This is a genomic window from Streptomyces sp. NPDC005791 (assembly GCF_042871485.1).
Taxonomy (GTDB): domain Bacteria; phylum Actinomycetota; class Actinomycetes; order Streptomycetales; family Streptomycetaceae; genus Streptomyces.
Map to the genome: position 1 here is coordinate 79,033 of NZ_JBIAIP010000020.1, position 6,803 is coordinate 85,835.

Below are 6,803 nucleotides of genomic sequence, written 5' to 3' on the forward strand. Positions count from 1 at the left end.
GGCTCAGTGCTCCTTCAGCGCCTGCTGGATCGTGCGCATGATCTCGTCGAGCGGCGCGTCGGTACGGGCCACCGTCACCAGCACCTCGCCCTCCCTGGACACCGAGGCCGCAGAGGGCTTCCCGGCTTCGCCACCCGCGGTCCGCCCCGCTCCGATCCCGGTGCCGAAGGTGTCCCGCACGATCGCGAACGCGTGGTCGAGCTGCGACTCCACGTCGCCCTGGCCGTCCGCGCGCAGCCAGCGCCGCAGCACGTGGTTGTGCGCGGTCACCACGGCGGAGGCGGCGACCTCGGCGAGCAGCGGATCGTCATTGCCCACATGGTGGTCACGCTCATCGAAATGGCCCAGCAGGTAGCGCGTGAACAGCCGCTCGTAGCGAGCCACCGAGGCGATCTCCGCCTCGCGGAGCGTGGGCACCTCACGGGTCAGCTTGTAGCGGGCCACGGAGACCGCAGGCTTCGCCGCGTACATCTTCATGACCTCCTTGATGCCGCGGCACACGGTGTCGAGCGGGTGCTCGTGCGCCGGGGCGGCGTTGAGGACGGCCTCGGCCCTGACGAGGGTGTCGTCGTGGTCCGGGAAGATGGCCTCTTCCTTGGAACGGAAGTGGCGGAAGAACGTGCGCCGGGCGACTCCCGCGGCACCGGCGATCTCGTCGACCGTCGTCGCCTCGTACCCCTTCGTGGCGAAGAGCTCCATCGCCGCGGCCGCCAGCTCGCGGCGCATCTTGAGCCGTTGGGCGGCGGCCCGGGTGCCGGCGGCACTTTCCGGGGCGTCCGTCGCGGCGGGGGAACGAGGGGACTTGGCGGGTTGGGACATGAGGTGAACGTAACCCATCGGTGCGGGAGGGTGCGCCCGTGGGGGCGGGTCGCCCGAGGGCCCCAGCAACCCGCCCCACCCGGCCCCGCGACCGCAGGGGTCAGCGGCGGGCATGTTCGCGGAAGCCACGCCCCGTCTTACGGCCGAGGCAGCCCGCGGCCACCAGGTGCTCGAGCAGCGGCGCCGGGGCGAGACCCGGGTCGCGGAACTCGCCGTGCAGCACCTTCTCGATGGCGAGCGAGACGTCCAGGCCGACGACGTCCAGGAGCTCGAAGGGCCCCATGGGGTAGCCGCCGCCCAGCTTCATCGCCGCGTCGATGTCGTCGAGCGTCGCGTAGTGCTCCTCGACCATCTTGATCGCGTTGTTGAGGTAGGGGAACAACAGCGCGTTCACGATGAAGCCGGCCCGGTCACCGCAGTCGACGGGGTGCTTGCGCACCGTGACGCAGACCTCGCGGACCGTGGCGTGGACATCGTCGGCGGTCAGCACCGTGCGGACCACCTCGACCAGCTTCATCGCGGGCGCGGGGTTGAAGAAGTGCATCCCGACGACGTCCTCGGGACGCGAGGTCACCTTGGCGACGGCCACGACCGGCAGTGACGAGGTGGTGGTCGCGAGCACCGCACCCGGCTTGCAGACCTTGTCCAGGGTCTGGAAGAGCTGCCGCTTGATCTCCAGGTCCTCGGCCACCGCCTCGACCGCGAGATCGACGTCGGCGAAGGAGTCCAGCGAACCCGCGGCGGTGATCCGGGCGAGCGTCTCGCCCCGGGCCTCCTCCGTCAGCCGGCCCTTGGTGACCGAACGCCCCAGCGACTTGGCGATCCGTGCCTTGGCCGCGTCCGCCTTCTCCTGGCTGCGCGCGGCGAGCACCACGGCGTATCCGGCCTTCGCGAAGACCTCCGCGATGCCCGAGGCCATGGTCCCCGACCCGGCCACGCCCACCGAGGACACCTCGCGCCCGGTGACCGCGCCCGTGCTGTCCGCCGGGGTCAGCGCGTCCGGCACCGCGGTCTGGCCGCCGGGGACGTCGTACGTGTAGAAACCGCGGCCCGCCTTGCGGCCGGTCAGACCGGCTTCGCTGAGCTGCCCGAGGACCGGGGCCGGTGCGTGCAGCCGGTCGTGGGAGGCGGAGTACATGGCCTCCAGGACCGTGCGGGCCGTGTCGATGCCGATCAGGTCGAGCAGCGCCAGGGGGCCCATCGGCAGCCCGCAGCCCAGCTTCATGGCGGCGTCGATGTCCTCCCGGGAGGCGTAGTTCGCCTCGTACATCGCCGCGGCCTGGTTGAGATAGCCGAACAGCAGACCGTCCGCGACGAAGCCGGGACGGTCGCCGACCGCGACGGGCTCCTTGCCCAGTTCACGGGCGAGCCGGGTGACGCTCTCCACGGCGGGCGGGGCGGTCAGCACGGAGGAGACCACCTCGACGAGCTTCATCGCGGGCGCCGGATTGAAGAAGTGCAGGCCGAGGACACGCTCGGGGTGCTGCGACTCGGCGGCGAGACGGGTCACGGACAGGGCGTTCGTGCCCGTCGCGAGGATCGCGGTGGGGGAGACCACCGCGTCGAGCTCCCGGAAGACCTGCTGCTTGAGTTCGTACGTCTCCGGCACGACCTCGATGACCAGCTCCGCCTCCGCCGCGGCCTGCAGGTCGGAGAACGTACGGAACCGGGCGAGGATGTCGTGCCGCTCCTGCTCCGTGATCCGCTCGCGGCGCACGGCGCGCTCGGTGGAGGCCTCCAGGGTGGCGACGGCCTGCCGGGCGGCGGCTTCGTCGATGTCGATGCCGATGACCTCGCGGCCCGCACGGGCCAGGACCTCGGCGATGCCGGTGCCCATGGTGCCGAGGCCGACGACGGCAATGGTGGTGAGCGGGGTGTCCATCACGGGACTCCAGGGTGAGTGACGACTGAGAGGAGCACGGCGGCGCGCGCGGCCGGAGCAACGGGCGCTCGGTGTGCGGAAATCGCGTGTCGTGGTGCACGGTCCCGGTCGCTCGGAGCGCACCGGGGGAAGGTGACGGGCTCTGTCCCGAGCCGCGTCTCTCGAACTGCCGAACCGACAAGCACCCCGGATGGCTGCGTCACCAGGCCACCGGAGCCGGCGGGTGTGTGCCCCGCTCACCTGAGCTTAACTGTCGGGTAACGAGCGCGCCAGCCCTGCCCGCTTGTGCACTGGCACACACTGTGCGGACACCGTGTGTGTACGTCGATAAACTCTGCGTCATGGATGAGGAGTTCCGCTCACTGACGGACCGGATCGCGGACGAGGCCGGGGAGTCGGAGGCCTTCCGCCGACTGCTTGCCACGGACGACGACGAGGAGCTGGCGGGGGTCCTCGTGGAACGCGAACGCCCGCTGTGGGCCCGCGAGATGGCGGCGTTCCGGCTCGGCTGCCGAGGAGACCGCCGGGCCTTCGAGGCACTGGTCCTTCTCCTCAACCACCGCGATGCGGAGCGCTGTGTATCGGCCGCGCACGCTCTCCTCGTGCTCGGCGACCCCCGGACACCCGGGGCGGCGGCCGCGCTCGCCACCAACAGCCTGCGGACCGCCTACGCCCTGCACCCGGTGCGGCTGCTGACCGCACTGCGGGCCCCCCAGTCGGTGCCCGCCCTGGTCAGCACGCTGCACCGGCTGCTGGCCCCGGACGAGCCGCACTGGCGGGTCGCACTCGCCTGCGTCGAGGGCCTGGGGAGCCTGGGGGATGCCCGGGCCCGCCCGGCCCTGGAGGCCGCCCTGCCGCATCCGCGCCTCGGCGCGGCGGCGGCGGAGGCGCTCAGGCGGCTGCCGGGGGGCTGAGGGGGTGTACGAGCTGAGAGGGCAGCCGACTGGCGCCCATCACCGTCCGGCCGTCACCAGCGGCGCCAGGAAGGGGCTCGGTGTGCCGTGTCAGAAGATGTCCAGGCTGTCGCGGGCCCGCGTGGTGGCGACGAACAGCAGCGAGCGGGCCTGCTGGACCTCACGCCGGTGGCGCACCGGATCGGTGGTACGCCTCCGGTTCACGTCGTCCCTGGGGATCAGCCCGTCGCTGACTCCGGCCACGATCATGCGTTGGTACTCGAGACCCGGACCTTCCAACGACCGAAGTCCTCGCCTTCCAGGGCCCCGCGCAAAGCCTCGTCGGTCGTCGTGACGATCGTAGCGGGGCGCTCGACGGCGGCCTGGAAGTCATCGGTGTCGACGGTCTCAGGCGTGGCGACAGGCGCGGTGACCTGTTCGAGGACCTCGTCGAACGACTTCTTGTCGTACAGCGCGAGCAGGACCTCACCGGTCAGCTGAGGCGCGTAGTCGACGAGCCCCAGCAGTTGGTCCTCGGTGGTGAGCGCCTGAATGACCGGGATCAGAGGCCCGGCTACACCGAGGTCCGTGAGCTGCTGCTCGGTCCAGTCGACGAACAACGGAAGGTGCGCCGGGGAGGCTGCTTGCTTGGGTGCGGGTGCCGCACGGGGGGTCGGTTCGGGGGCGGCGGTGGTTGCTGGCTGGGGAGTGCTCGCGGCCTGGGCCGCCAGCACGCTTTCCTCCACGACCTGAAGGTCGACGTACTCGATACCACCGGTGATGCGGTTGACCGAGTACGCGAGCCGGTCGAGGTGCTCGTAGACGTCCTTGCGGTGCTTGACCGAGACGATCAGCCAGTCCTCAGCAGCCAGGCGCAGCAGCAACGCCCTGTACTCGTCGTTGATGCGCGCCGACCAGAGTCTCTCGTGGCCCTTGAGCTGCTTGAGCTGCAGGCCGGTGGAGCCCGGGTTGTTCTTGAACTTGTGCTGGAAGTCGTAGATCGCGCCCTTGACCGAGCGAGGAAGCTTGAGGATCTCCCTGTCCGCCTTGTCGAGCAGGCGCAGGGTCACACTCTGGTTGGTCACGACTGGTCTTCCCCGTCCTTCATGAAGCGGTCGTTCTGCTGGTCACGACGTGTGTCACCGGCTGATGGTTGTACGCCGAGCCGTTGCGCGATCTCCTGGGCCGTCCAGGCGGTCGCCGGACGCACCTCCCAGCCGGCGTCGGCGAAGGCCCTGTCCCGGTCCTCGCTCTCGGGGTCGCGATCGTCCCCGGCGGCGGGATGCGGCGAGAGAACGACACCGATGCGCGCGTCCACCCAGGCCAACTCGGCCATCCAGCCGCGGTCGTCCAGCTCATGACCATCCGCCGGCACGGGGATGGCGGACACCGCAGCGAGGCGTAGGACGAGGTCCCGGAGCCCCACCTCGTCCGGGTCGAGGTGCTCGATGACCTGGTCCCAGCCCGGGTCCCGGCCTGGTGCAGCAGGGGTGGCAGGCGCGGCAGGAACGATGACGGTCTCGGCCGGCTCGGTCGGCGGAAGCGGAACGGCCATCGCCTCCAAGGAGAGCACCGTCGAGAGGAGCCCCGCCCCGCCCGTGACCGCCAGTGCCTCGGGTGCGAAGTCGCCCAGCTGCCCGGCTGTCAGCTGAAGGCTGTCGCCTCCACCGTGCTCCAGGAACTGCAGCAGATTGCTCCAGTACAGCCAGCCACGCCAACGCCGTTTGTGTGACTCCTCGTCGGCGAAGACGCCGTCCGCGTCATCGATGACGGTCAGAGCTGACCAAGAGGGCGGCCGGTTGCGACTGTCCACTGCGAACACCAGCCTGCACTGCGAGGCGTCCACGGCCGTGTACACCTGGACCCGCCCACCGGGCCCGGTCACCGGATCCGCACCCTTCAAGGCCCGGACGATCTCGTCTCCGACCGAGTCCACAGGCCCGCCCCGTGCCCCGGCTCCCAGCAATCCTGCGACCGCCGCCTCCGCTCGCCACAACCACTTGTCAGCCGAAGGGTCACGCAAGTACGCGAGGAGCACATCCGAAGGATTCACCCACACGGTCTCGGAAAGCTCGCCGGGCAGCCCCTTGCGCACACTCGCGTAGTAGCCGCGGGCCTTCGCCTGCGCCGAGTCACCGTATGGACGCCAGACCGGGAAAGCGGGGCCGGCTCCCGCATACCCGGTGTCCAGGACCCGGCGCTGCCACTCCTTCACGTCGGCGTACGTCAGCTGGAAGACCCGTATGCCGTCCGCTCGCAGCCGGGTCCGCTTCGCGGCGTCGTCCGCCATCCTGTTGTACTTCCGGCCTGCGTGGAACGCATAACCGTCGAGGTAGAGCGCGACCCGGGGGCCCGGCGCGTCGAGCCGCTCGAACAGGACGTCCGGGCGGGTGCCGTCCAGCACCCGCTGCTGGGAGACCCGCCAGCTGAACGTCTTCCCATCGGCCCCCGTCAGGCGGAGGTCGAGGGCGTGCGTACCCGCTGGAGTCGTGTACGCGTCACCGCTCGCACGGCTGCCGGGCAGCGAGGCCCACTTGCGCAGCGTGTCTATGAAGACGACCTCCAGGTCGCTTTCCGCCTGCTGCTCCATCGGAATGTGCTGCGTCGTCACGACCGGCGAAGTACTCCACCGCTCACCGTCCGCGCCCAGCAACTCGTCCAGCATCTGGCGTACTTCCTGGCGGCTCACCTTGTCGTAGTCGCCCGGCGGAACGCGCCGCAGCAGGCAGCGGTGGCAGCCGTCGAGGCCCTTCTCGCGGCAACCGCAGTTCTCGATCACCTCGCGCGCCTTCAGCAGCACTTCCCGGAATCCATCCGCGGATGCCAAACGATGCAGATAGCCCGTGCTCCCGGGCAGGCGGTCGTGGATGACCAGGAAGCGCCTCGGGTACTCGGCGCCCAGCCCGTCCCCGCTGTCCGGCATCGAGGCCGCTGCGATGTCGATGTGGTCGGGATCGCCTCCGTACCGGGCGGCGATGCCCGCGAACAGTGCCGCCGTGAACGAGGCGAGCCGCTCCTTCGCACGCGCCACGGAGACCGGCAGCAGAATGCGTACGGCCTCCGTGACCAGCTCATGGGCGAGCAGCAGCGGTACGTCCTCGCCCTTGCCCTGCTCCTAGGTGTATTGCCCTGTGAGGTTGGGGACGCGGCTGGCGGGTGGTTTGCCTGCGAGCGCGGTGTGTCCGCGGTGGTGATTGTAGGTGTGCAGC

General features: G+C 70.4%; 5 protein-coding genes and 1 pseudogene. 1 reads left to right on the forward strand and 5 read right to left on the reverse strand.

Features of this window, described 5'->3' with window-relative positions; translation table 11 throughout:
• Positions 1–3: 3 nt before the first annotated feature.
• Together ACFYSH_RS30560 and ACFYSH_RS30565 are read right to left on the reverse strand one after the other, a co-directional pair.
• Entirely contained in the window at positions 4–819 is an 816-nt protein-coding gene (locus tag ACFYSH_RS30560; protein WP_359476024.1) for a TetR family transcriptional regulator, read from the reverse strand.
• Between the two features lie 100 nt (positions 820–919).
• Positions 920–2,701, reverse strand: coding sequence for a 3-hydroxybutyryl-CoA dehydrogenase (locus ACFYSH_RS30565; RefSeq protein ID WP_359476027.1), 1,782 nt, complete (start codon positions 2,699–2,701; stop codon positions 920–922).
• Between the two features lie 341 nt (positions 2,702–3,042).
• Between ACFYSH_RS30565 and ACFYSH_RS30570 the strand changes: the two genes are divergently transcribed.
• Positions 3,043–3,615, forward strand: a complete 573-nt coding sequence (locus tag ACFYSH_RS30570; RefSeq protein WP_388756637.1) for an adenylosuccinate lyase — start codon at positions 3,043–3,045, stop codon at positions 3,613–3,615.
• 90 nt (positions 3,616–3,705) lie between these two features.
• Here ACFYSH_RS30570 and ACFYSH_RS30575 read toward each other — a convergent pair whose 3' ends face one another.
• The 3 genes and pseudogenes from ACFYSH_RS30575 to ACFYSH_RS30585 all read right to left on the reverse strand — a co-directional run bounded on the left by ACFYSH_RS30575 (position 3,706) and on the right by ACFYSH_RS30585 (position 6,625).
• Complete coding sequence (locus ACFYSH_RS30575; RefSeq protein WP_388756640.1) at positions 3,706–3,864, reverse strand: hypothetical protein; 159 nt, start codon at positions 3,862–3,864, stop codon at positions 3,706–3,708.
• Positions 3,864–4,679 (reverse strand): annotated as a pseudogene (locus ACFYSH_RS30580) (DNA helicase); the annotation flags it as partial. The gene ACFYSH_RS30575 and the pseudogene ACFYSH_RS30580, both read right to left, overlap by 1 nt.
• Positions 4,676–6,625: a Zn-binding domain-containing protein gene (locus tag ACFYSH_RS30585; RefSeq protein WP_388756643.1), complete on the reverse strand. Its 1,950-nt coding sequence runs from the start codon at positions 6,623–6,625 to the stop codon at positions 4,676–4,678. The pseudogene ACFYSH_RS30580 and the gene ACFYSH_RS30585, both read right to left, overlap by 4 nt.
• Positions 6,626–6,803 lie beyond the last annotated feature (178 nt).